20 protein-coding genes are annotated in these 22,138 nt (G+C 70.2%); 12 read left to right on the top strand and 8 right to left on the bottom strand.

The genetic code is table 11. The features are described 5' to 3' along the window. Positions 1-31: 31 nt before the first annotated feature. The 4 genes from MT347_RS07460 to MT347_RS07445 all read right to left on the bottom strand — a co-directional run bounded on the left by MT347_RS07460 (position 32) and on the right by MT347_RS07445 (position 3,702). Positions 32-940 (bottom strand): 3-methyladenine DNA glycosylase, encoded by a 909-nt coding sequence (locus MT347_RS07460; RefSeq protein WP_243499646.1) that lies wholly within the window; start codon positions 938-940, stop codon positions 32-34. Further along, on the bottom strand, positions 937-1,647 hold the full coding sequence (locus MT347_RS07455; protein ID WP_243499643.1) for an SOS response-associated peptidase: 711 nt from the start codon (positions 1,645-1,647) through the stop codon (positions 937-939). The genes MT347_RS07460 and MT347_RS07455 overlap by 4 nt, the downstream gene beginning before the upstream one ends. 328 nt (positions 1,648-1,975) lie before the next feature. Then, a complete protein-coding gene (locus MT347_RS07450; protein ID WP_243499641.1) occupies positions 1,976-3,016 on the bottom strand; it encodes an App1 family protein in 1,041 nt (346 codons plus the stop codon). Between the two features lie 5 nt (positions 3,017-3,021). After that, a complete protein-coding gene (locus MT347_RS07445; protein ID WP_243499639.1) occupies positions 3,022-3,702 on the bottom strand; it encodes a DedA family protein in 681 nt (226 codons plus the stop codon). A gap of 42 nt (positions 3,703-3,744) precedes the next feature. On the opposite strand from MT347_RS07445, the gene MT347_RS07440 reads away from it, so the two are divergent. Beyond that, the gene (locus MT347_RS07440; RefSeq protein WP_243499637.1) at positions 3,745-5,007 is read left to right on the top strand and encodes an anthranilate synthase component I family protein; all 1,263 of its coding nucleotides are present in this window, start codon (positions 3,745-3,747) and stop codon (positions 5,005-5,007) included. Positions 5,008-5,073: 66 nt separating this feature from the next. After that, entirely contained in the window at positions 5,074-7,647 is a 2,574-nt protein-coding gene (gene leuS / locus MT347_RS07435) for a leucine--tRNA ligase (protein WP_243499635.1), read from the top strand. Positions 7,648-7,713: 66 nt separating this feature from the next. Here the strand turns inward: leuS and MT347_RS07430 are convergent, their stop codons facing one another. After that, positions 7,714-8,205: a DUF2087 domain-containing protein gene (locus MT347_RS07430; protein ID WP_243499633.1), complete on the bottom strand. Its 492-nt coding sequence runs from the start codon at positions 8,203-8,205 to the stop codon at positions 7,714-7,716. A gap of 117 nt (positions 8,206-8,322) precedes the next feature. On the opposite strand from MT347_RS07430, the gene MT347_RS07425 reads away from it, so the two are divergent. From MT347_RS07425 to holA, 3 genes are read left to right on the top strand one after another with little or no spacing between them, the layout of a single operon-like run. Continuing rightward, positions 8,323-8,949, top strand: coding sequence for a ComEA family DNA-binding protein (locus MT347_RS07425; RefSeq protein ID WP_243499792.1), 627 nt, complete (start codon positions 8,323-8,325; stop codon positions 8,947-8,949). Continuing rightward, entirely contained in the window at positions 8,946-11,525 is a 2,580-nt protein-coding gene (locus MT347_RS07420) for a ComEC/Rec2 family competence protein (RefSeq protein WP_243499631.1), read from the top strand. The genes MT347_RS07425 and MT347_RS07420 overlap by 4 nt, the downstream gene beginning before the upstream one ends. Then, positions 11,522-12,559 (top strand): DNA polymerase III subunit delta, encoded by a 1,038-nt coding sequence (gene holA, locus MT347_RS07415; protein WP_243499629.1) that lies wholly within the window; start codon positions 11,522-11,524, stop codon positions 12,557-12,559. Before MT347_RS07420 ends, holA begins: the two co-directional genes overlap by 4 nt. A gap of 29 nt (positions 12,560-12,588) precedes the next feature. Here the strand turns inward: holA and MT347_RS07410 are convergent, their stop codons facing one another. From MT347_RS07410 to MT347_RS07400, 3 genes are all read right to left on the bottom strand, one after another. Further along, complete coding sequence (locus tag MT347_RS07410) at positions 12,589-12,834, bottom strand: hypothetical protein (protein WP_243499627.1); 246 nt, start codon at positions 12,832-12,834, stop codon at positions 12,589-12,591. Between the two features lie 468 nt (positions 12,835-13,302). Further along, the gene (gene rpsT / locus MT347_RS07405) at positions 13,303-13,563 is read right to left on the bottom strand and encodes a 30S ribosomal protein S20 (RefSeq protein ID WP_243499625.1); all 261 of its coding nucleotides are present in this window, start codon (positions 13,561-13,563) and stop codon (positions 13,303-13,305) included. Positions 13,564-13,681: 118 nt separating this feature from the next. Then, a complete protein-coding gene (locus tag MT347_RS07400; protein WP_243499623.1) occupies positions 13,682-14,404 on the bottom strand; it encodes an alpha/beta fold hydrolase in 723 nt (240 codons plus the stop codon). Positions 14,405-14,625: 221 nt separating this feature from the next. On the opposite strand from MT347_RS07400, the gene lepA reads away from it, so the two are divergent. From lepA to MT347_RS07365, 7 genes are all read left to right on the top strand, one after another. Then, positions 14,626-16,485 (top strand): translation elongation factor 4, encoded by a 1,860-nt coding sequence (lepA, locus tag MT347_RS07395; protein ID WP_243499621.1) that lies wholly within the window; start codon positions 14,626-14,628, stop codon positions 16,483-16,485. 26 nt (positions 16,486-16,511) lie between these two features. Further along, positions 16,512-17,156: a DUF1990 family protein gene (locus MT347_RS07390; RefSeq protein ID WP_243499619.1), complete on the top strand. Its 645-nt coding sequence runs from the start codon at positions 16,512-16,514 to the stop codon at positions 17,154-17,156. Further along, positions 17,156-18,373, top strand: a complete 1,218-nt coding sequence (hemW, locus tag MT347_RS07385; protein WP_243499617.1) for a radical SAM family heme chaperone HemW — start codon at positions 17,156-17,158, stop codon at positions 18,371-18,373. Before MT347_RS07390 ends, hemW begins: the two co-directional genes overlap by 1 nt. 237 nt (positions 18,374-18,610) lie before the next feature. Beyond that, positions 18,611-19,651 (top strand): heat-inducible transcriptional repressor HrcA, encoded by a 1,041-nt coding sequence (gene hrcA, locus MT347_RS07380; RefSeq protein ID WP_243499615.1) that lies wholly within the window; start codon positions 18,611-18,613, stop codon positions 19,649-19,651. Between the two features lie 48 nt (positions 19,652-19,699). Continuing rightward, positions 19,700-20,821, top strand: coding sequence for a molecular chaperone DnaJ (dnaJ, locus tag MT347_RS07375; RefSeq protein ID WP_243499613.1), 1,122 nt, complete (start codon positions 19,700-19,702; stop codon positions 20,819-20,821). Positions 20,822-20,823: 2 nt separating this feature from the next. Next, positions 20,824-21,558 (top strand): 16S rRNA (uracil(1498)-N(3))-methyltransferase, encoded by a 735-nt coding sequence (locus MT347_RS07370; RefSeq protein ID WP_243499611.1) that lies wholly within the window; start codon positions 20,824-20,826, stop codon positions 21,556-21,558. 221 nt (positions 21,559-21,779) lie between these two features. Next, a complete protein-coding gene (locus MT347_RS07365) occupies positions 21,780-22,127 on the top strand; it encodes an HIT domain-containing protein (protein ID WP_243499609.1) in 348 nt (115 codons plus the stop codon). Positions 22,128-22,138 lie beyond the last annotated feature (11 nt).

The following is a 22,138-nucleotide window of genomic DNA, read 5'->3' as shown; positions in this document are numbered from 1 at the left end:
TTTCCGCCCCCTTCGAGGCAACTCCATGAGCTTACAACACACTCCGCGACGGCAAGAAATCGGCGCCACCGGGCGTGTCGTCGCCGCTGGTGACCGCGTCGATCACGGCCCCGCGGAGCACCTGCCCGCGTTCGCTCAGCGCCCGCTGGCGGGCGACGTACTCGGCTTTGCCCTCGGCCGTTTCGATCGTCACGGCACTGTAGCCCCAGGCGCTCAGATCGTAGGGCGATGCCTCCATGTCGAGCGTGCGGATGTCGCGCGCGAGGTCGAACGCGTCGAGCAGCAGCGGCCCCGGCACGAGCGGCCCGAGCTTCACCGCCCATTTGTAGACGTCCATACCGGCGTGAAGGCATCCCGGCTGCTCGTGCGCGATCTGATCGTCTCGGCTCAGGGGCGTGCGATTGCGCGGCACGGCGTCGGGTGTGAAGAAGCGGAACGCATCGAAGTGCGTGCACCTCAGGTCGTGCGCGTCGACGACGGCGTCGGTGCCGTCGTGCCCCAAACGCAGCGGTACGGCGTGGCGCACGTCGCGGCTCCGGTAGGCCATGGCCCATTCGTGCAGCCCGAAACAGCCGAACTGCGCCGGCCGGTGCAGGGTCGCGCGCAGCAGGTTGACCACCCCGCGGTACAGCGACCCTCGTTCGGTGCGGAAGCGTTCGGCATCCACCCGCGTGCTCGAGCCCTCGGGGCGATACCAGCGCCATCCGGCGCGCTCCTGCGCGGCTTCGAGCACGACGTCGGGACCCGGATGCCAGCGGCGCAGGATCGCCGGTTTGTACGAGTAGTACGTGAAGAGGAAATCTTCGACCGGATGCTTCTCGGCGCGGCTGGCGCGCGCCCGATGCTCGGCGGTCAGGGCGTCAGCGCGTTCGGCGTGCGCCGTCGCCGCGGCGGTCCATTCCGCGCGGGTCAGCGTCGGAGTGTCGACGAGTGTGCTCACTCGACGGCAGCGATGAGATCGGACGAGTCGTTGCGCACGTTGCCGACCGCGGCCGAGACCACGTGATCCTCGAGCGTCTCGGCTACATCGGGGGCGGCGTCGATCGCGGCATCCAGAACATCGCCGACGTTCTCGGTGGTCGGATCGAGCCACGCGTCGGCGAAGTCGGGGTCCATGAACAGCGGCATCCGATCGTGGATGGAGCCCAAGCGGCCGATGGCGTCGCGCGTCAGGATCGTGCAGCTCAGCACCCACCGCGCGGGGTCGTCGTCGGCGCGCGCGGGGTCTTTCCACCACTCGTACAGCCCGGCGAAGAACAGCGGCGAGCCGTCGGCGGGGTGGATGTAGTGGGGGGTTTTGCCCGCTTCGGTGGTCTTCCATTCGTAGTAGCCGGATGCCGGGATCACGGCGCGATGCTTGATAAGGGCGTTACGGAACATCGGCTTGTCTTCGACCTCTTCGGAACGGGCGTTGAACGCCCGCGCGCCGATCTTCACGTCTTTCGCCCACCCCGGGATCAGACCCCACCGCGCAACTTCGAGACGCCGGACGGGCGGCTCGCTCTTGATCGAGTCGAGCACGATGCCGACCCGCGACGTCGGCGCGATGTTGTACGACGGGGGAGGCAGCTCATCGGTCTCGACATCGACGCGGAGCACCCCCACGAGCTCGGATGCCACATTGGCCACGACGAATCGACCGCACATGCCTCCACCGTACGCGCCCCCTCCGACATCGGGTCGTCGCCGCCGCCACGGCGTCGCCCCCGCGGCATCCCCGCGCACGACCTCAGCGATTCGCACGACCTCAGCCCGAAAGCCCTGGCTGCCACTGACCTCGCGCGCATCGCTGACATTGCGCACACCGCTGACATTGCGCACACCGCGGCATCCCCGCGCACGACCTCAGCGATTCGCACGACCTCAGCCCGAAGGCCCCGGATGCCGCTCACCTCGCGCGCATCACTGACCTCGCGCACATCACTGACCTCGCGCACATCGCTGACACTGCGCACACCGCGGCATCCGCCGCCGCTCAGCCGTCGCGCGAGATGACCCCGACATCCTCCAGCCGAGCGAGCAGGGCGGCGCCGTCCGAACCGGTCACCCACGGCACGTCGGCGGCGGAGTGGTCGTCGACGACGGTGCGGCCACCGGCGAGCACGGCCTCGGCGGGCAGCAGTCGGCGGATGGCGACGGCGGCGACGCTCTCGGGGTGCTCGATCGCGAAGCCGGTGTAGATCGAGTCGTCGTGCTGGCCGTCGTCACCGACGAGCAGCCACTTCACCTGCGGGAACTCCGCGGCGACGCGTCGCAGGTTGAGCTCCTTGTGGTCGCGGCCGCTGCGGAACCACCGGTCGTGGGTCGGGCCCCAGTCGGTCAATAGGAACGATCCCGCGGGGAAGAGATGACGGCGCATGAAGCGCGTCAGCGTCGGCGCGACGTTCCAGGCTCCGGTGGAGAGGTAGATGACGGGGGTGCCGGGGTGTTCGCGGGTGAGCCGCTCGAGCATGACCGCCATGCCCGGAACCGGCTGTCGGGCGTGCTCGTCGACGACGAACGAGTTCCATGCGGCCAGCAGGGGGCGGGGGAGGAGGGTCACCATGACCGTGTCGTCGATGTCGCTCACGACGCCGAACCGCACGTCGGCACCCACGATGAAGACGCGGGTCTCGGCGGGCTCGCTGCCCTCGACCGACATCGTGATGCTCTGCCACCCCGGCGCGAGGTTCGCGGGGAGCTTCGCGTCGATGACGCCACCGCGGTCGGCGGACACCGAGTGCGTCACGCCGTCGATGACGACATCCACCTTGGCCATGCCGACCGGCACGGCCGCGAAACTGCGCCATCCGCGGAGGCTCGCGAACTCCCCGGTCGAGGTGCGCTTGATCGGCGGGGCGATCAGCACGCGCCCGAGCACGCGCACCCACTCCTCGGTTCCGTAGCCGGGGAACCCGGTGATGGCGGGGCGCAGGTTGCGAGAGCGGGCCCGCCGCTCGCGCCACCGATGGAAGCGGCGCTCGAGTCGGGCGAACCAGAGCACCTTTGCGCGGGTGGAGCGAGGAGAACGAGGCATCGGCCTCAGTCTTTCACGTCACCGTCCGCGTGGCCGAGGGCGGTGACGTCATCGGCCAGATGACGTCGCTCGGCGCGCTCGATGAGCTTCTTGCCGACGAAGACGAGCACGAGGAAGACGACGAGGATGCCGACGAAGATGTAGCCGGCGTAGTGGAGCTGGTCCGCGAGTTCGCGATAGGTGCCCGCCGCCGTCGCGGCCACGGAGATGTAGAGCCCTGCCCAGATGATGCACGCGGGTGTCGTCCAGGCGAGGAACCGACGGTAGCTGTACCCGCTCATCCCGACGGTCAGCGGCACCAGCGAGTGCAGGACGGGAAGGAACCGCGACAGGAAGATCGCCAACCCCCCGCGGCGGCGGAGGTAGCGGTCGGCACGCTCCCAGTTGTGTTCGCCCAGCTTCTGGCCGAGGCGGGAGGCCCGGATGCGCGGGCCGAAGTACCGCCCGAGCCAGAAGCCCAGGCTCTCGCCCAGCAGCGCGCCCACCACGATCGCCGCCGCCAGCACGACACCCTCGAGCGGGGAGCCGACGGCGGTGCCGGCCACGATCACCATGGTGTCGCCCGGAACGATCAGGCCGACGAGGACACTCGTCTCGAGCATGACCGCGACGCCGGCGATGACGGTGCGCAACACGGGGTCGACGTTCTGGACGACGTCGAGCAGCCACGTGAGGATCTCGTTCACCCCCGTCAGCCTAGGGCCGCGCGCCGCCCGTAGCCTGGGAGCGTGCCGCACTCCGCCCCGCTCTTCACCCCGGTCGAGTGGGTCGATCCCGAGGCGGCGTTCCTGCATCTGTTCGCCGACGCCGCCGACGCCTTCTGGCTCGATGCGGGCATCGACGCCGGTACCGGGTGGAGCTGGATGGGCACCGGCCGGCTCGACCCGTCCTCGCGAGCGATGGAGCAGGCTGTCACGGCGCCCGGTGCCGCCGCCGGAACGGCCGGATCGTCAGTCGCCGGAACGGCCGGGGCGTTCCGCGGCGGGTGGGTCGGGTGGCGCAGTTACGAGGGCGAGTCGTCGTGGCTGCGGGTGGACGCTCTGCTCGCGTTCGACCACGTTTCGCGTCGCGTCTACGCCGTGGGGGACGCCTCCCTCGCAGCCCGCGTCGCCGACGCACCGACGCCCCCGGAGGCCGCTCCGGCACCCGCCCGGGGCACGGCATCCGCCCGCATCACCCCCGATCGCTACACCGCGCTGATCGAGGCGTGCCGAGACCGCATCCGCGAGGGTGACGCCTACCAGCTCTGTCTCACGACGCGCTTCACCGTGCCCGGTGCCGTCGATGCACTGGCGGCGTTCCGACGGCTCCGCCGAGCGTCGGCGTCGCACCACGCCGGGTTCGTGCGCATCGGGGACACGACGCTGGTGAGCGCGTCGCCCGAACGCTTCCTCGAGGTGCGCGACGGTGCCGTGCACACGCACCCGATCAAGGGGACACGTCCGCGTTCGTCGGATCCGGAGCGGGATGCCGCCCTCGCCGACGATCTGCGGACGGATGCCAAGGAGCGCGCCGAGAACGTCATGATCGTCGACCTCATGCGCAACGATCTCTCCCGGGTCTGCGAGCCGTCGACGGTCGGCGTCGACCGCCTGCTGGAGGTCGAGACGTACCGGCACGTGCACCAGCTCGTCAGCGAGGTCTCCGGCCGCCTACTTCCCGGCACCACCCTCGGCGGGCTGCTGGAGGCCACGTTCCCCGCGGGCAGCATGACCGGGGCGCCGAAACAGTCGGCGATGCAGATCCTCGCCGGTCTGGAGGGCTCCCCGCGCGGGCTGTACGCGGGTGCCTTCGGGTGGATCGGCGACGACGGCGCCGCGGACCTCGCCATGGTCATCCGCAGCATCGTCGTGTCCCCGGATGCCGCCTCCGTCGGGGCCGGGGGCGGCATCACCTGGCGTTCGGTCGCGGCCGCCGAGGTGGCCGAGGTCGGCATCAAGGCGCGCGCGCCGCTCGCGGCCCTCGGCGCAGAGGTACCGCCCGGGTGGTGACGTCCGGGTCCGATAACCTGGACGCTGGCCTCGCGGCCTCCCCGACTCACACGATTGGCTTTCCCCGTGTCTCAGAACTCCGCACCCGACGCCCGCGACGGTGGCTTCGACACCCACGCCATCCAGGCGAAGTGGCAGCAGGCGTGGGCCGAGAAGGACCCGTTCCGCGCCGGCGGCGACGACGACACGCGCCCGCGCAAGTACGTGCTCGCGATGTTCCCGTACCCCTCGGGCGACCTGCACATGGGCCACGCCGAGAACTATCTCTACTCCGACATCGTCGCGCGTTTCTGGCGTCACCGCGGGTACAACGTGCTCAACCCGATCGGGTGGGACTCGTTCGGCCTGCCCGCCGAGAACGCCGCCATCAAGCGCGGCGCCGACCCGGTCGAGTGGACCTACGCCAACATCGCTCAGCAGAAGGCGAGCCTGAAGGACTACGGCGTCTCGTTCGACTGGAGCCGGGTGCTGCACACCAGCGACCCCGAGTACTACCGCTGGAACCAGTGGCTGTTCCAGAAGCTGTACGACAAGGGCCTGGCCTACCGCAAGGACGCCCTCGTCAACTGGGACCCGGTGGATCAGACCGTGCTCGCCAACGAGCAGGTGCTGCCCGACGGCACGAGCGAGCGCAGCGGCGCCGTGGTGGTCAAGAAGAAGCTGACGCAGTGGTTCCTGCGCATCACCGATTACGCCGACCGCCTGCTCGACGACCTGAACCAGCTCGAGGGCTTCTGGCCGAGCAAGGTCATCCAGATGCAGCGCAACTGGATCGGTCGCTCCGTCGGCGCTGACATCGAGTTCGAGATCGAGGGCCGCGACGAAAAGATCACGGTCTTCTCCACCCGCCCCGACACGCTGCACGGGGCGACGTTCTTCGTCGTGGCGCCCGAGTCCGACCTGGCGGCCGAGCTGTCGGCATCCGCGGATCAGGGGGTGCGCGAGACGTTCGAGGCCTACCTGGCGCAGGTTCAACGCGCGACGGACATCGAGCGCCAGGCGACCGACCGACCCAAGACGGGCGTGTTCCTCGGCCACTACGCGATCAACCCGGTCAACGGCGAGAAGCTGCCGATCTGGGCCGCCGACTACGTGCTGGCCGACTACGGTCACGGCGCCGTCATGGCCGTGCCCGCCCACGACCAGCGCGACCTCGACTTCGCCCGCGCCTTCGACCTGCCCGTCAAGGTGGTCGTCGACACCAACGCCCCCATCACGGGTGCGATCCCCGTGATCGAGCTCGACCAAGACGGGGTGCCGATCGACCCGCTGGGCGACATCGACGACGTCGATCCCGCCAAGACCGGCGTCGCGCTGACCGGCGACGGCCGCATGATGAACTCCGGTTCGCTGAACGGCCTGTCCAAGCGTCACGCGATCGCGCGCATGATCGAGGAACTCGAGGCGAAGGGTGTGGGACGGGCGGCGAAGACCTATCGCCTCCGCGACTGGCTGATCTCGCGCCAGCGCTACTGGGGCACGCCGATCCCGATGCTGCACGGCGAGGACGGCTCGATCACGCCCGTGCCGGCCGATCAGCTGCCGGTCGTCCTGCCCTCGGTCGAGGGCCTCGACCTCAAGCCCAAGGGCACCTCACCCCTGGGTGCGGCCACCGAGTGGGTGGAGGTCGCCGACCCCGAGGCGGGCCAGACGCTGCGGCGCGACCCCGACACGATGGACACCTTCGTCGACAGCTCCTGGTACTACCTGCGCTTCCTCTCGCCGAACAGCGAGACAGAGGCGTTCTCGGGCCGCGAGGCGTCGAAGTGGGGTCCGGTCGACTTCTACATCGGCGGTGTCGAGCACGCGATCCTGCACCTGCTGTACGCGCGCTTCATCACCAAGGCGCTGTTCGACATGGGCCTGGTGGAGTTCACCGAGCCCTTCTCGAGCCTCATCAACCAGGGCATGGTGATCCTCGACGGCGCGAAGATGTCGAAGAGCAAGGGCAACCTGGTGCTGTTCCAGGAGGAGCTCGACGCGCACGGCGCCGACGCGCTTCGCGTGGCGCTCGCCTTCGCCGGCCCGGTGGAAGACGACAAGGATTGGAACGACGTCTCGACAACCGGCGCGGCGAAGTTCCTCGCCCGCGCGTTGCGCATCGCGCACGACGTCGACAGCGAAACCGACGTGGTGTGGGCCGAGGGCGACAAGGCCCTCCGCCGCGTCACGCACCGCCTGCTGGCGGAGGCACCGAACCTCATCGAGCAGACGAAGTTCAACGTCGTCGTGGCCCGGCTCATGGAGCTCGTCAACGTCACCCGTAAGGCCATCGACGGTTCCGCCGGAGCGAGCGACCCCGCCGTCCGCGAGGCCGCCGAGGTCATTGCGATGACCCTCGACCTGTTCGCGCCGCACACCGCGGAGGAGATGTGGCAGACGCTCGGCTACACGGGCTTCGTGGGGCTCGCGACCTGGCGTCAGCCTGACCCGACCCTGCTGGTGGAAGACAACGTCGTGGCCGTCGTGCAGATCGACGGCAAGGTACGCGCGACCCTCGAGGTCTCGGCCAAGATCGGCGGCGACCAGCTCGAGGCCCTCGCCCGCGGCGACGAGCGGGTGCGCCGTGCCTTGGGCGACCGGGAGATCGTGCGCGCGGTGGTGCGTCCGCCGAAGGTGGTCAGCTTCTCGACGAAGTAGGTCGACGTTCCGGATGCCACGTCCCCGGCGCTCTGCGGAGCGGTCGGGGCGTGGCATCCGGCGTTCTCAGCGCCGGTAGGCGGAGCCGTCGGGGTTCCGCGAAAGGAGCCCGGCGTCGACCAGGTTGCGCCTCAGGAGCGCCGGGTCGTCGGTGATCCCGTGGAGCCGCTCGGTGATCTCGGCCTCGGTGACGCTCTCGCCCGGGGTGAGCAGGTGAGAGGCGACTTGGGCGAGGACCGCCTGGCGATCAGCCTCGCGCGAGGGATATGTCGAGAGGCGACCCTCTGTGAAGAAGCGCTCCACTCCGCTCGGACGGGGCGCGGCGGGGGTCGCGGTGAGCGCGGCTCGGAAGACCTCGGGGTCTGCTTTCCACCCTCCCTCCACGGGGGCGATGAGCCCGGCCGACCGCAGCCTGTCGAGAACGCGGCGACGCTTCCCGGGTGACAGGTGTGCGAGACGCTCCTCCACGGAGTGATCGAGCACGATCAGCGCGTAGACCTCGCGCGCACGGTCGTCGGCGAGGGCTGCGACGAGGGCGCGCCAGGAGTTCTCGGACATCCGTCCAGGGTAAGTGCGGCTCCTCCCCGTGGGAGGATCTCGCTCGGTTGTGCACGAATGGGGTCTCGGCTGCGGCGGGCGCCGTCGGGATCTTCCTAGCCTCACGCCGTGACCGAGATGCCCCTGGAAGCCTCCGCCGCCGTGAGCGACCGGCTTCCGCCGCGCACGCGTCTCGGTGTCGGCGCGGTGATCGTGCTCGTGCTGCTGGCGTTCGCGGCGACGATCGGGATCGGAATGCTGCGCGGCGCGACGGGTGCCGAGGTCGTCGAGCCCGTCTCGACGGCGTCGTCGGCCCCGCAGCTGCCCGCCGCGGCCGGTCTCTACGTGCATGTCGCCGGCGCGGTGCGCGAGGCGGGACTGTACCGACTCGACGCGGGTGACCGGGTGGCCGATGCCATTGCTCGGGCGGGCGGCTTCGCCGACGACGCGGCGCGCGACACGGTCAACCTCGCGAGGCCGGTCGCCGACGGCGAGCAGATCGTCGTATCGGCCGTCGGGGCCGAGGCCCAGGCACCCACCGGGGGCGTCGGAGGCGCGGGTACGGCCTCCGGCGACCTCATCGATCTCAACACCGCCACGCGCGAGCAATTGGACACCCTTCCGCGCGTGGGACCCGCCATGGCTGACCGCATCATCGAGTGGCGCGAAACGAACGGTCGGTTCACGAGCGTCGACGACCTGCAGTCCGTTCCGGGTATCGGCGACAAGATGATCGCCGCTCTCCGCGATCTGGTGCGGGTGTGAGCGGGCAGAAGGCGATCCGTCGCCGAGCGCTGCGCCCGGTGTCGGTCGCGGTCACGACCTGGGCCTCAGCCGGCCTGGCGACGTCCTTCCCGGATGCGATCCTGCTCGCCGTCGTGCTCGGCATCCTCGCTGGTATCGCGACGGGCGTCTTCGTGTGGCGGCGGCACACGGCAATCGCCGTGATGGCCGTGGCGCTGGCTTGCGCCGCCGCGACGGCGGGCACGGTGGCCTCGTTCGCACCCGGGCGCGGGCAGGTGGCCGCCCTTCAGGCGGAGGGGGGTCGTCACCTCGAGCTCACCGTGACGGTCACCGGGCGCATCGATGGGTCGGCGGACGGAGGCGCCTGGTTCGACGCCGTCGCGTCCGAGGTGCGCGCCGGGGATGCAGTCGTCGTCGGCGCGATCCCCGCCCGGGTGCTCGTCGACGTGGACGGGCGAGCCGCTTTGTCGCACGCGAGCATGGGCAGCACGGTGGAGCTGTCGGGGCGGGCCATTCCCGTCGAGGGCGGGGAGAGGGCGGCGCTCGTCGTTCGCGCCGGGGAGGTGACCGCGGCCTCCGAGCCGGAGGGGATGTGGGCGTGGTTCGAAGGGCTCCGGGACCGGCTCGTCGATTCGACGCGCGGGCTGCCGCAGCCCGGAGCCGGTCTGGTTCCGGGGCTGGCGGTCGGCGATACGTCGAGCCTCGATCCCGCGACCGAGACCGCCATGACAGCGTCGTCGCTCTCGCACCTGACCGCTGTCTCGGGTGCCAACTGCGCGATCGTGGTCGGCGCCGCGTTCGCCCTTCTCGCGCTGTGCGGCGCTCCACGCGGTCTGCGTGTCGGCGGAGCATTCGTCGTCCTGGCGGCGTTCGTCGCCCTCGTCACGCCGGAGCCGAGCGTGGTACGAGCGGCGGCGATGGCATCCGTGGCCATGGCGGCGTTGGCGCTGGGACGCCCTGCCATCGGGGTCGCGGTGCTCTCGCTCGGGGTCACCGTGCTCCTCGTGATCGATCCCTGGCTGGCGCATTCCCTGGGCTTCGCGCTCTCCACCGCAGCGACCGGGGCCCTGCTCGTGCTCGCGCGTCCGCTGGCCGGTGGCCTCGAACGATGGATGCCGCGGGCCCTCGCCCTCGCGGTTGCCGTGCCGACGTCAGCCCAGCTGGTCTGCGGACCGCTCATCGTGCTCATCGATCCGCACGTTCCGCTGCTGGGCATCGCGGCGAATCTCGTGGCAGACCCCGCGGCGGCACCCGCCACGATCGCGGGTGCATTGGCCTGCATCGCGCCGCTTCCCTGGCTGCGCGACGGTCTGACCGCCCTTGCGTGGGTTCCCGCCGCGTGGATCGCTGCCGTGGCCCACACGACCGCCGCGGTCAGCGCACAGAACCTTCCCTGGCCCGACGGCCCCGGAGGAGCGGCACTTCTCGCTCTCGTCGCCGGGGCTGTCTGTCTCGCGATCGTGCGGCCGCGACGACTGCGCCGTGTCACCGCCCTCGCTTCGATCGCGGTGGCGATCGTGGTCGGCCTCACCCTCGGAACCGCCGCGGTGCGGACGGTCGCGGGGCCGCTCACCGTTCCATCGGCCTGGCAGCTGGCGATGTGCGACGTCGGCCAGGGAGACGCGACTCTGTGGCGATCCGCGAGTGCGACGGCGCTGGTCGACACCGGTCCCGAACCAGGGGCGCTCACACGCTGCCTGACGCAGTTCGGAATAGAGAGACTCGATCTCCTCGTTCTGACGCATTTCGATCTCGACCACGTGGGAGGGTCACCGGCCGTGCTCGGTCGGGTCGGACTCGTCGTGCACGGACCCGTCGACGGTGACGCCGACCAGCGGCTGCTCGATCGCTTCGCATCCGGGGGCGCACGGCTCCAGCAGGCGACCACCGGGACCACGGGCACGCTGGGGTCGACACGATGGCAGGCGCTCGGTCCTGCACCGCGCACCGAGCCGGGGAATGACGCGAGCGTCGCAGTCGACGTCGCCGGGGCCGACTTCCCCCGCACCGTCATGCTCGGCGACCTCGGCGAGGACTCGCAAGCGGCATTGCGGCGGCGCGTGGATGTGCCCAGGGTGCAGGTCGTGAAGGTCTCGCACCACGGGAGCGCGGATCAGGATGCCGACCTCTATCGGGATCTGCACGCGAGGGTCGGGTTGATCGGAGTGGGCGCGGACAACCGATACGGCCACCCGACGGACAAGCTCTTGACCATGCTGAGAGCCCTCGGCACCGCGATCGGACGCACGGATCGAGACGGCGCGCTGGCCGTCTGGCTGAATGACGACGGTGGGTTGATGCTCTGGCGGGAGCGCCCGGAGACACCGGCGGACCCGGGGGAGCCGTCACCCGTGAGCGCGACGACGGCGATGTCCACCGGCCGACGCGGGGCCTCCACGAGCCGGACTCGATCCCCGACACGCACAGCGCGGCGACCCGCAGACGGCGTGGGCGGCGCACCCGTTCCGAGTCGTCGAACCGACACCCGCTCCGACAGGGGTGGAGCGTGCGGAGTCGTGGGATCGGCAGGTGCCGCGACCCGGGGTCGGTCCATCCGAGACGCGGTGTCGGAGCCGGTCGGTAGGCTGGGGGAGTGACCCCGGCACCCCGACGATCCTCGCCCGCGAAGGCGAAGTCGGCCATTCCCCAGGTGTCGTGGCGAACCCCGCAACCGGCGCCCATCGTCCTCATCTCCGGCCCCGAAGAGGTCTGCGCCGAGCGGGCGACCGCCGGCATCCGGGCCATGCTCAAGAGTGAAGACCCGAGCCTCGAGGTCACCGACATCCGCGCCGACGATTACGCCGCCGGAACCCTGCTCGGCGTGACGTCGCCGTCGCTGTTCGGGGAGCCCCGGCTCGTCCGCGTGAGCGGTGTCGAAAAGTGCAGCGACACGTTCCTCACCGAAGCGGTGTCGTACCTCGCCCATCCGCAAGACGGGGCGACCGTCGTGCTCCGACACACCGGAGCGAGCGTGCGCGGAAAGAAGCTGCTCGACGGCATCCGTGCCGGCCAGGGCGGCGGCATCGAGATCGCGTGCCCCGCCGTCAAGCGCGACTCCGACCGCTTCGACTTCGCCGTCGGCGAGTTCAAGGCGGCGCACAAGCGCATCGCCCCCGTCGCCCTGCGCTCGCTCGTCTCCGCGTTCGCTGACGACCTCACCGAGCTCGCCGCCGCGTGCCAGCAGTTGATCGCCGACGTCCCCGGCGACATCGACGAGCGAACCGTCGAGCGGTACTACGGCGGTCGTGTCGAGACGTCGGCGTTCACCGTCGCCGACACCGCCATCGCCGGCCAGTACGGCCCCGCTCTTCTCGCCCTGCGGCACGCCCTGGCATCCGGGGCCGACCCCGTGCCTCTCGTCGCCGCCGTCGCCATGAAGCTCCGCACGATGGCGCGCGTCGCCGGAACCCGCGAATCGTCGTCGATGCTCGCTCAACGACTCGGCATGAAGGACTGGCAGGTCGACCGCGCCCGCCGCGACCTCGTCGGCTGGACCGGCAACACCCTCGGTATGGCGATCCACGCGACCGCCCGAGCGGATGCCGAGGTCAAGGGCGCCAGCCGCGACGCGGTGTTCGCCCTCGAGCGGATGATCACGATCATCGCCACGCGCGCGCCCTACGGCGACTGAGCCTCCGCCGCACGAGGCGCGTGGTCAGCTCAGCGTCGCACGAAGTGTCGAGCGAGGAACGTCGCCGCCATCAGGGTGAGGCGAGGCTCCGCGCGACGCAGATCGCGGACGACCGCGACCTCATCATGATCGGGAGACGACACGACGGCTGCCCACTGCAGAGCCGGCTCGGGCGGCTGTCCGCCCTCGGGCATCGTGCCGCCGAACAACTCCACGAGTCGTCGACGGGGATCCTCCCGGTCACCGAAGGATTTCGCCGCCCGCTCACTGTGCATGTCGCACCTCCTGGCGTCCACGCTACGAAGGAGCACCCGCGGCCCGCATCCTCCGAGGGGATGAGTTCGCACGACGCGCGATGCACCGTCGGTTCCGCGCGGCGCGGACTGTCGCGGTCCGCTGGGGCCGGGAGGGCTGACCGGCAGTATTCCGTCGAGTGACGAGGGGAGGAGATGCGGGGAGGGGAGGACCGATTCGGCCTCGTGCGGCCTCCGCTCGTCGCATTTCCTCCGTTCCGTAGGCCGAAGAGGGCCGCGGGAGCTGGTGCCCGCGCGGGCCGCGGGGACGAGGGGAGGAGATGCGGGGAGGGGAGGGCCGATTCGGCCTCGTGCGTCCTCCGCTCGTCGCATTTCCTCCGCTTCGCAGGCCGAGAGGCCCCCGCTCAGCCGCAGCGACGAGCGACGCAGGCCGGAAACGACGAAGCCCGCCCCGCAGAGCGGGACGGGCTGTCGAAGAAGAACTGCAGCTCAGAGAGCGGCGACCGACTTCGCGATGGCCGACTTGCGGTTCGCGGCCTGGTTGGAGTGGATGACACCCTTGCTCACGGCCTTGTCGAGCTTCTTGGTCGCGGTGGCGAGCGCCTTGAGGGCAGCTTCCTTGTCACCGGCCACGACGGCCTCCTTCGTGCGACGCACGTGCGTGCGCAGCTCGCTCTTGACGGCCTTGTTGCGCTCGCGCGCCTTCTCGTTGGTCTTGTTGCGCTTGATCTGCGACTTGATATTCGCCACGTCGACGGTCTTTCGTTTGAGTGAGTGTTGGAAGTGCCGGGCGAGCGGTAGAGGGGCGCTGCACCGGCGGTCGTGGAGGTCGGGAAAAACCCCACACGCAAGCCAAGGACCGAGTCTATCAGCTGGACGCTTCGATCGTGGTGAGCGCCACATCCAGCACCGCGTTGAAGACCCGCGGGCGCATCGCCGTGACGATGTGCGTCGTGCGCGGCACGATGACGAGCTCGGCGTGCGGGGCCACGGCGGTGAACAGCTTCTCGTTGATGCGCAGCTGATCCCATTGTCCGTTCACGAACCACAGCGGCACCGCGATCCGCCGGAGGGATGCCAGCAGGTCGAGGTCGGAGAGCGAGGCCAGGGCGATGTGCTGTGTGTCGAGGGCGTACCCCCCGGCGCCGAAATCAGGACGCGTCTCGGGCGGCAGCGTGAGATCGAGCACCCGATCGGTGAACCCCATCCCGCGGTCGGGGAGCCTGTCGGCGCGGCGGATCAGATAGCGGTACGTCGCGAGCGCCGGACCGCGGGGGAGCGAGGTGCACGACGCGGCGACCAGAGCGGCGACGGGCGGCGGATCCTCCCGCCCGAGGTAGTCGATCGACAGCAGCCCGCCCGTCGAGTGCCCGACCAGCACGACGGGACCGCGCTCAGCGGCATCCCGAACCGCCCGGTCGATCGTGGCGGACGCTTCGTCGAGGGTGAACGGCTCGCCGCGGCGCGTGCCGTGGCCCGGAAGGTCGACGGCGGTGACCGGATTGCCGCGCTCCCGCAGGTGCTCGACCTGCGCCCGCCACATGGTGGACGACGTGCGGATGCCGTGCACGAACACGACCTGGACCGTCATGGCATCCACTTTATGAGGGTGCGCCGCAGCGAGACCTGTGAGCTCGAGCGCCGGGATCACGCGATCGCGAGGAGATCACGCGCTCGCACGTGACGCGAACGCATGGTCTCGCGCCGACCGCGTGATCTCGCGACCGTCGCCGTTCCAGGAGAGCCCGGATGCCGGGACCCTGAGCATCCGCGGACGGCGATGTCGGCGCACCACCGTAGAATCGACGGAACATGTCACCGCGCGCCCTCAAGCCCCTCGAGCCGTCTGCCACCCCGCCGGAGCAGATCCGCAACTTCTGCATCATCGCTCACATCGACCACGGCAAGTCGACGTTGGCCGACCGCATGCTGCAGATCACCGGCGTCGTGAGCGACCGCGACATGCGTGCGCAGTACCTCGACCGCATGGACATCGAGCGTGAGCGCGGCATCACGATCAAGTCCCAGGCGGTGCGGATGCCGTGGGCCCTTCGCCAGGCTCAGGGACCCGAACAGACCTTCGCCCTCAACATGATCGACACGCCCGGTCACGTCGACTTCACCTACGAGGTCAGCCGTTCACTCGCCGCGTGCGAGGGAGCGATCCTGCTGGTCGATGCCGCTCAAGGTATCGAGGCCCAGACGCTGGCCAACCTCTACCTCGCGCTCGAGAACGATCTGACGATCATCCCCGTGCTGAACAAGATCGACCTGCCGGCCGCCGACCCCGAGAAGTACGCGGCCGAGCTCGCCGGCCTGATCGGCGGCAAGCCGGAAGACGTGCTGCGCGTCAGCGGCAAGACCGGCATGGGTGTCGAAGAACTGCTCGACCTCATCGTCGAGAAGATCCCCGCCCCCGTCGGCAAGCCCGACGCCCCGGCCCGCGCGATGATCTTCGACTCCGTCTACGACGCCTACCGCGGCGTCGTCACCTACGTCCGCATGATCGACGGATCGCTTCAGCCGCGCGAGCGCATCCAGATGATGTCGACGACCGCGACCCATGAGCTGCTCGAGATCGGCGTCTCGAGCCCCGAGCCGGTGCCCACTCGCGGCCTCGGCGTCGGCGAGGTGGGCTACCTCATCACGGGCGTGAAAGACGTGCGCCAGTCGAAGGTCGGCGACACGATCACGACGCACCGCAAGCCCGCCACCGACGCCCTGCCGGGTTACACCGATCCCAAGCCCATGGTGTTCTCGGGCATCTACCCGATCGACGGTAGCGACTACGCAGAGCTGCGCGAAGCCCTCGACAAGCTCAAGCTGTCCGACGCCTCGCTGCAGTACGAGCCCGAGACCTCGGTGGCGCTCGGCTTCGGTTTCCGCGCGGGATTCCTCGGCCTGCTGCACCTCGAGATCATCACGGAGCGCCTCTCCCGCGAGTTCGGTCTCGACCTCATCACCACCGCGCCGTCGGTGACGTACGAGGTGACCACCGATACCGGAGAGACCATCTCGGTCACCAACCCCAGCGAATACCCCGACGGGCGCGTCGCCTCGGTGTCGGAGCCGATCGTGAAGGTCGGCATCCTGCTGCCCAAGGATTACGTCGGCACGGTCATGGAACTCTGCCAGTCGCGCCGTGGTGCGCTTCTCGGCATGGACTACCTCAGTGAGGATCGCGTCGAGCTGCGGTACCACATGCCGCTCGGCGAGATCGTGTTCGACTTCTTCGACCACCTGAAGTCGCGCACCCAGGGCTACGCGAGCCTCGATTACGAACCCGCCGGCCAGCAGACCGCCGACCTCGTCAAGGTCGACATCCTGCTGCAGGGCGACAAGGTCGACGCGTTCAGCTCGATCGTGCACCGCGAGAAGGCCTACGCCTACGGCACGCTCATGGCCGAGCGCTTGCGCAAGCTCATCCCGCGCCAGCAGTTCGAGGTGCCCATCCAGGCCGCGATCGGCGCCCGCATCATCGCGCGCGAGACAATCCGCGCCATCCGCAAAGACGTTCTCGCCAAGTGCTACGGCGGTGACATCACCCGCAAGCGCAAGCTCCTCGAGAAGCAGAAAGAGGGCAAGAAGCGCATGAAGATGGTGGGTCGGGTCGAGGTGCCGCAGGAGGCGTTCATCGCCGCCCTGTCGGGCGACGTCGAGGCCAAGAAGTAACGCACGAGAACCGAGAGGGGTGGACCATGCGCCGGCAGAACTTCACCGATGACACGGTCGACTACGCGGCGGTCGGAGCCACTCAGGCGCCCGACCTGATGCAGTATCCGCCGGAGCATTCCGTGCCCGCCGAAGACGCCTGGCGTATCGGCAGCGGCGAGGAACGATTCGTCGCCGCGGGCGAGCTGCTGTTGTCGTGGGCGCCGTTGCGCGGCGAAGAGCTCAGCATCACCGACGTGCGCCCGGCATCCGGAGAAGGGTACGCCGGCGTCGGCTTCGACGCCGAGGGTGCGCCGGTGGCCCCCAGCCGTCGCGAGGCCGAGCAGCGCTTCGCCGCCGACGGCACCCCATTCGTCAGCCCCGGCACGGGCGTCCGTCTGCACGGCAAGGTCGACGGCCACCGCGCCGACGCCGAGCTGCGCGTGATCTCGGTGTTCGAGGAGCCCCGGCGCGTCGGGTTCATCCTCGGCACGGTGGGCCATTCGATCGTGAGCGGCGAGGAACTGTTCTCGATCGAATGGCGCGACAACGACGAGGTCTGGTTCGCCGTGCGCGCGTTCGACCGACCCACGGCTCCCTCGTACCGGCTGTTCACCAGCCGCGTACGTCGGCGCCGCAAGGCGCTGTTCGCGCGGTACCTGCGCGCGATCTCGCCGCTGTACACGTCCTGATGGGCGGGCCCCTTCCCCTCGGAGACCACGCTCCCGTCGACGGTCGCCTACCCGGCGACCTCGCGGTAGATCCCGCCACCGATTTCGGCGTTTATCTGCACGTGCCTTTCTGCCGGGTGCGATGCGGCTACTGCGATTTCAACACCTACACGGCGAACGAACTGCGCGGCGCACGCCAGGACGACTTCGCCGACACGTTGGCTGCCGAGGTGCGCCTGGCCGGCGGGGTGATGGATGCCGCGGGCGGTCGCCGCGCGGCATCCACGGTGTTCTTCGGCGGTGGCACGCCCACGCTCCTCCCGGCGGGCGACCTCGCGAAGATGCTCGGCGCGGTGCGCGAGGAGTTCGGGATCGCCGACGGCGCCGAGGTCACCGTGGAGGCCAACCCCGACACAGTCGACGACGCGGTGATGGACGTCCTCGCCGCGGCGGGGGTCACCCGCGTGTCGATCGGGATGCAGTCCGCCCGGCCGCACGTGCTGGCCGCGCTCGATCGCACGCACGATCCCGCGAACGTGGCCACGGCGGTCGCGGCCGCCCGTCGAGCCGGGCTCGACGTGTCGCTCGACCTCATCTACGGCGCACCAGGGGAGTCCCTCGACGACTGGCGGGCCTCGCTCGAGGCCGCCACGGCACTGGCCCCCGACCACATCTCGGCGTACGCGCTCATCGTCGAAGACGGCACGAAGCTCGCCCGACAGATCCGCTCGGGCGCGGTGGCCATGCCGGATGATGACCTGCAGGCCGACATGTACGAGCTCGCCGACGAGCTGCTCGCCGCCGCCGGGTACGACTGGTACGAGGTGTCGAACTTCTCGCGCGGCGTTCCGCACCGTTCACGGCACAACCTCGCGTACTGGCGCGGCACCGATTGGTGGGGCTTCGGCCCCGGGGCCCACAGCCATGTCGCGGGACTTCGCTGGTGGAACGTCAAGCACCCGGCCGCGTACGCCCAGCGTCTGGCCGCGGGCGAGTCCCCGGCGGCCGCGCGCGAGCAACCCGACGAGACCGCCCGACGCTTGGAATCGGTGCTGCTGCGCAGCCGTATCCGCGAGGGCCTGGCGGTGTCGGAGGTCGTGGGGGAGGGGCGCAAGGCCGTGGCATCCCTCATCGCCGACGGCCTCATCGAGGGGACGGATGCCGTGCGCGGGCGCATCGTCCTCACGCGTCGCGGACGCCTGCTGGCCGATGCCGTGGTGCGGGCGCTGACGGCGTAGACGTTCACTCGGGTGCAGCCGCGGGACACGATTCGGTCCTTCGCCTGCCGCGGTGGCCAGTCGGTCCCGAGAACGCGATCGCGGGCGAGAAACGCCTCGTCCCGACGTTTCTCGCTCAGCAGGGCGCTTCTCGTCGGAAGGCGAGGAGCGCCGGCCGCGAGCCCCGGACGCGGTGTCGTACCCATCCCGTAGAATTGGCACTCAGTCGAGTCGAGTGCCAAGCGGGAGGAGCAGCTCATGGTGTCGGAACGCGGCCTTCAGGTGCTCCGCGCGATCGTGCAGGACTACGTCGACACGCGAGAGCCCGTGGGGAGCAAGGCGATCGTCGAGCGCCACGCGTTCGGTGTCTCGGCGGCGACCATCCGCAACGACATGGCGCTGCTGGAGGACGAAGACCTCATCGTCGCCCCGCACACCTCGTCGGGTCGGGTGCCCACCGACAAGGGCTACCGGGTGTTCGTCGACCATCTCGCCGAACTCCGCCCCCTCTCCGTCGCCCAGCGCAGCGCCATCACGTCCTTCCTCGACGAGGCGGGCGATCTCGACGACCTCCTCGCGCGCACCGTGCGCGCCCTCACCCAGCTGACCGGCCAGGTCGCGATCGTGCAGTACCCGTCGTTCGCGCGCGCCAACCTCTCCCACGTCGAGCTCGTCGCGCTGGGCGGACCGCGGGTGCTCGTCATCCTCGTCACCGATACCGGACGGGTCTCGCAGCGCATCGCCCTCGTCCCGGCGGAGCCGACCGAAGCCGACGTCATCCAGCTGCGCGCGCGCGTGGGGGCCGTGCTGGTCGGCCGCAGCGTCGCCGATTGCGTGCAGCGTGTGGCCGACAGCACCGCCGTCGCGCCCCGACCGGGCGTCGTCATCGACGCCATCGCCGACGCCGTGCTGCGCGTGGTCGGCGAAGAGCTCGAGGAGTTCCGCCAGGACCGTCTCGTCATGGCCGGGGCCGCCACCCTGGCCAAGCGCGAGCAAGACTTCCGCGGAAGCATCTATCCCCTGCTCGAAGCCATCGAAGAGCAGGTCACCCTCCTGCGGCTGATGACCGAGATGGTGGCCGATGAGAAGGGCCTGTCGGCGAGCATCGGCCGTGAGAACGAGCCGTTCGGCCTCGTCGAGGCCTCCGTTCTCGCCAGCCGGTACGACGGCTCCACCGGGGGTGCCCGCGTCGGCCTTCTCGGCCCGATGCGTATGGACTACTCCTCCAACCTGGCGGCGGTCCGTGCCGTCGCGCACTATCTCACCCGTTTGCTCGAAGACGACGACAGCGCACGTTGACGAGCACCCCACCCGAACGACCCCGCGCGAGCGGGCAGGAAGGCGATTGTGGCTGACCACTACGAGGTCCTGGGCGTCGAACGCGACGCCAGCCCCGAGGACATCAAGAAGGCGTACCGACGCCTCGCGCGCCAACTGCACCCCGATGTGAACCCGGGCGACGACGCGTCCGAGCGCTTCAAGCTCGTCACGCACGCCTACGACGTGCTGAGCGACCCCGAGCAGCGCCGCCGCTACGACATGGGCGGCGACCAGAACCCGTTCGGGGGCGGGGGAGCGGCCGGTTTCGGCGGCTTCAGCGACATCTTCGAGACCTTCTTCGGTGGCGCTCAGAGCGGCGGCGGTCGCGGCCCCCGGCCGCGTTCGCGCCGTGAGCGGGGTCAGGACGCCCTCGTGCGCGTCACCCTCGGGCTCGGCGACGTCGTGTTCGGCGCCCACCGCGACCTCGAGGTCGACACCGCCGTGCTGTGCGAGACGTGCAAGGGCGCCTGCACGCAGCCGGGGACGAGCGAGGTCACGTGCGACATCTGCCACGGCTCCGGTCACGTGCAGCGCACCGTCCGCAGCCTGCTCGGCAACGTCGTCACCAGCGCACCCTGCACCGTGTGCCAGGGCCACGGCACCACGATCCCCTACCCGTGCGGCACCTGCCAGGGGCAGGGGCGCGTGCGCGCGCGACGCACGGTGTCGGTCGACATCCCCGCCGGTGTCGAGTCGGGTCTGCGCCTGCAGCTGCCCGGGTCGGGCGAAGTCGGCCCCGCGGGCGGTCCCAACGGCGACCTCTACCTCGAGATCACCGTCGATACCCACGAATCGTTCAGCCGCGACGGCGACGACCTCGTCGCGACCCTCGAGGTATCGATGTCCGATGCCATCCTCGGCGCGACCACATCGATCCAATCCCTTGACGGCGGTGTCGACCTCGAGGTGCGCCCGGGCGTGCAGTCCGGTGACGTGCTCACCATCAAGGGCCGCGGCATCACCCCGCTGCGCGGCACCCAGCGCGGCGATCTGCGCGTCGGGGTGCAGGTGCTCACGCCCACGCGCCTCGACCACAAGGAGCGCGCCCTCATCGAGGAGTTCGCCAAGCGCACCAAGGCCCCCAAGCCCCGTTTGGCCGAGCACCAGCAGGGCATGTTCAGCAAGTTCCGCGACCGCTTCCGGCACTGACCGTGGCGCTGCATTTCGTCACCGACGACGCGGCATCCGCTCAGCCGGGTGACCTCGTGGTTCTCACCGGAGCCGAGGCGCACCACGCTGCCAGCGTTCGGCGCGTACGCGTCGACGAGACGGTGACCCTCGGCGACGGACGCGGCGTGTGGCTCGACGGCCGCGTGACGGCCGCCGGCCCCAAGCAGGTCGACGTGCGGGTCACCACGCGCGGGGAGCAGCCCGCCCCGTCGCCGCGCTTCGTGCTCGTCCAGGCTCTGGCGAAAGGCGACCGCGACGAACTCGCGGTGCAGGCCGCCACCGAGCTCGGCGTCGATGCGATCGTGCCCTGGCAGGCCGCGCGCAGTGTGTCGCGATGGGACGCCAAAGCCGAGAAGGGCATCGCTCGCTGGCGCACGATCGTGCGCGAGGCGGCGAAGCAGGCGCACCGCGCGTGGATCCCTGAGGTGGAGGGGGTGGCCCGCACCGCCGACCTGGTGACTCTCGCGGGCACAGCGCTCGTCCTCGTGCTCGAGCCCTCGGCATCCGCTCGTCTCACCGCCGTGGCCGCCGAGGCCTCGGACGAGCGCGATGTCGTGCTCGTGGTCGGCCCGGAGGGCGGGATCGCCCCGGAAGAACTCTCCGCCCTCGAGGCTGCCGGCGCGCGGCTCGTGCGCCTTGGCGATACGGTGCTGCGCACGTCGACCGCGGGGGCGGCGGCCATCTCGGTGCTGTCGGCGGCGCACGGGCGCTGGTGACATCGGGCACTGCCGGTATGCCCCCCCCGTAAATTTGGTGGGGTGGGCCTCCTGTCTGTCGGGGCATGTTCACCCGGGTGGTTGCCGGTTGGGGGCGCGTTCGGCCCTTTGGGGCGCGGGATGCCGCCCCAAGGTGCCGGGTCCGCGCCGAATCGGGAAGTCACCGCCCGCTGCCTCCCCCTCCGACCGCGGTGTCGGAGGCCGTCACTAGACTGGATGCCATGACCGAACCGTCGATCTTCACGCGGATCCTGCAGGGAGAGATCCCCGCCGAGATCGTGGCCGAGACCGAGAACGCCTTCGCGATCCGCGACATCGCGCCGCAGGCGCCGGTGCACCTGCTCGTCATCCCCAAGACGGCGCAGTACCGCAACGTCGTCGAACTCGCGGCGGGCGACGCCGACCTCCTCACCGAGATCGTCGGCCTGGCCAACTCGGTGGCCGCCGAGCACTCCGACGGCGACTTCCGTCTCATCTTCAACACCGGCGAGGGTGCCGGTCAGACCGTTTTCCATGTGCACGCCCACGTCCTCGCGGGCGGCCTGAACGAAAAGAGCCTGGGTGGCTGATTCGTCCGAAG

Source organism: Microbacterium sp. VKM Ac-2923, assembly GCF_022815605.1.
GTDB lineage: Bacteria > Actinomycetota > Actinomycetes > Actinomycetales > Microbacteriaceae > Microbacterium.
The sequence above is the reverse complement of the archived record's forward strand: the minus strand, read 5'-3'. Positions and strand labels throughout refer to the sequence as shown.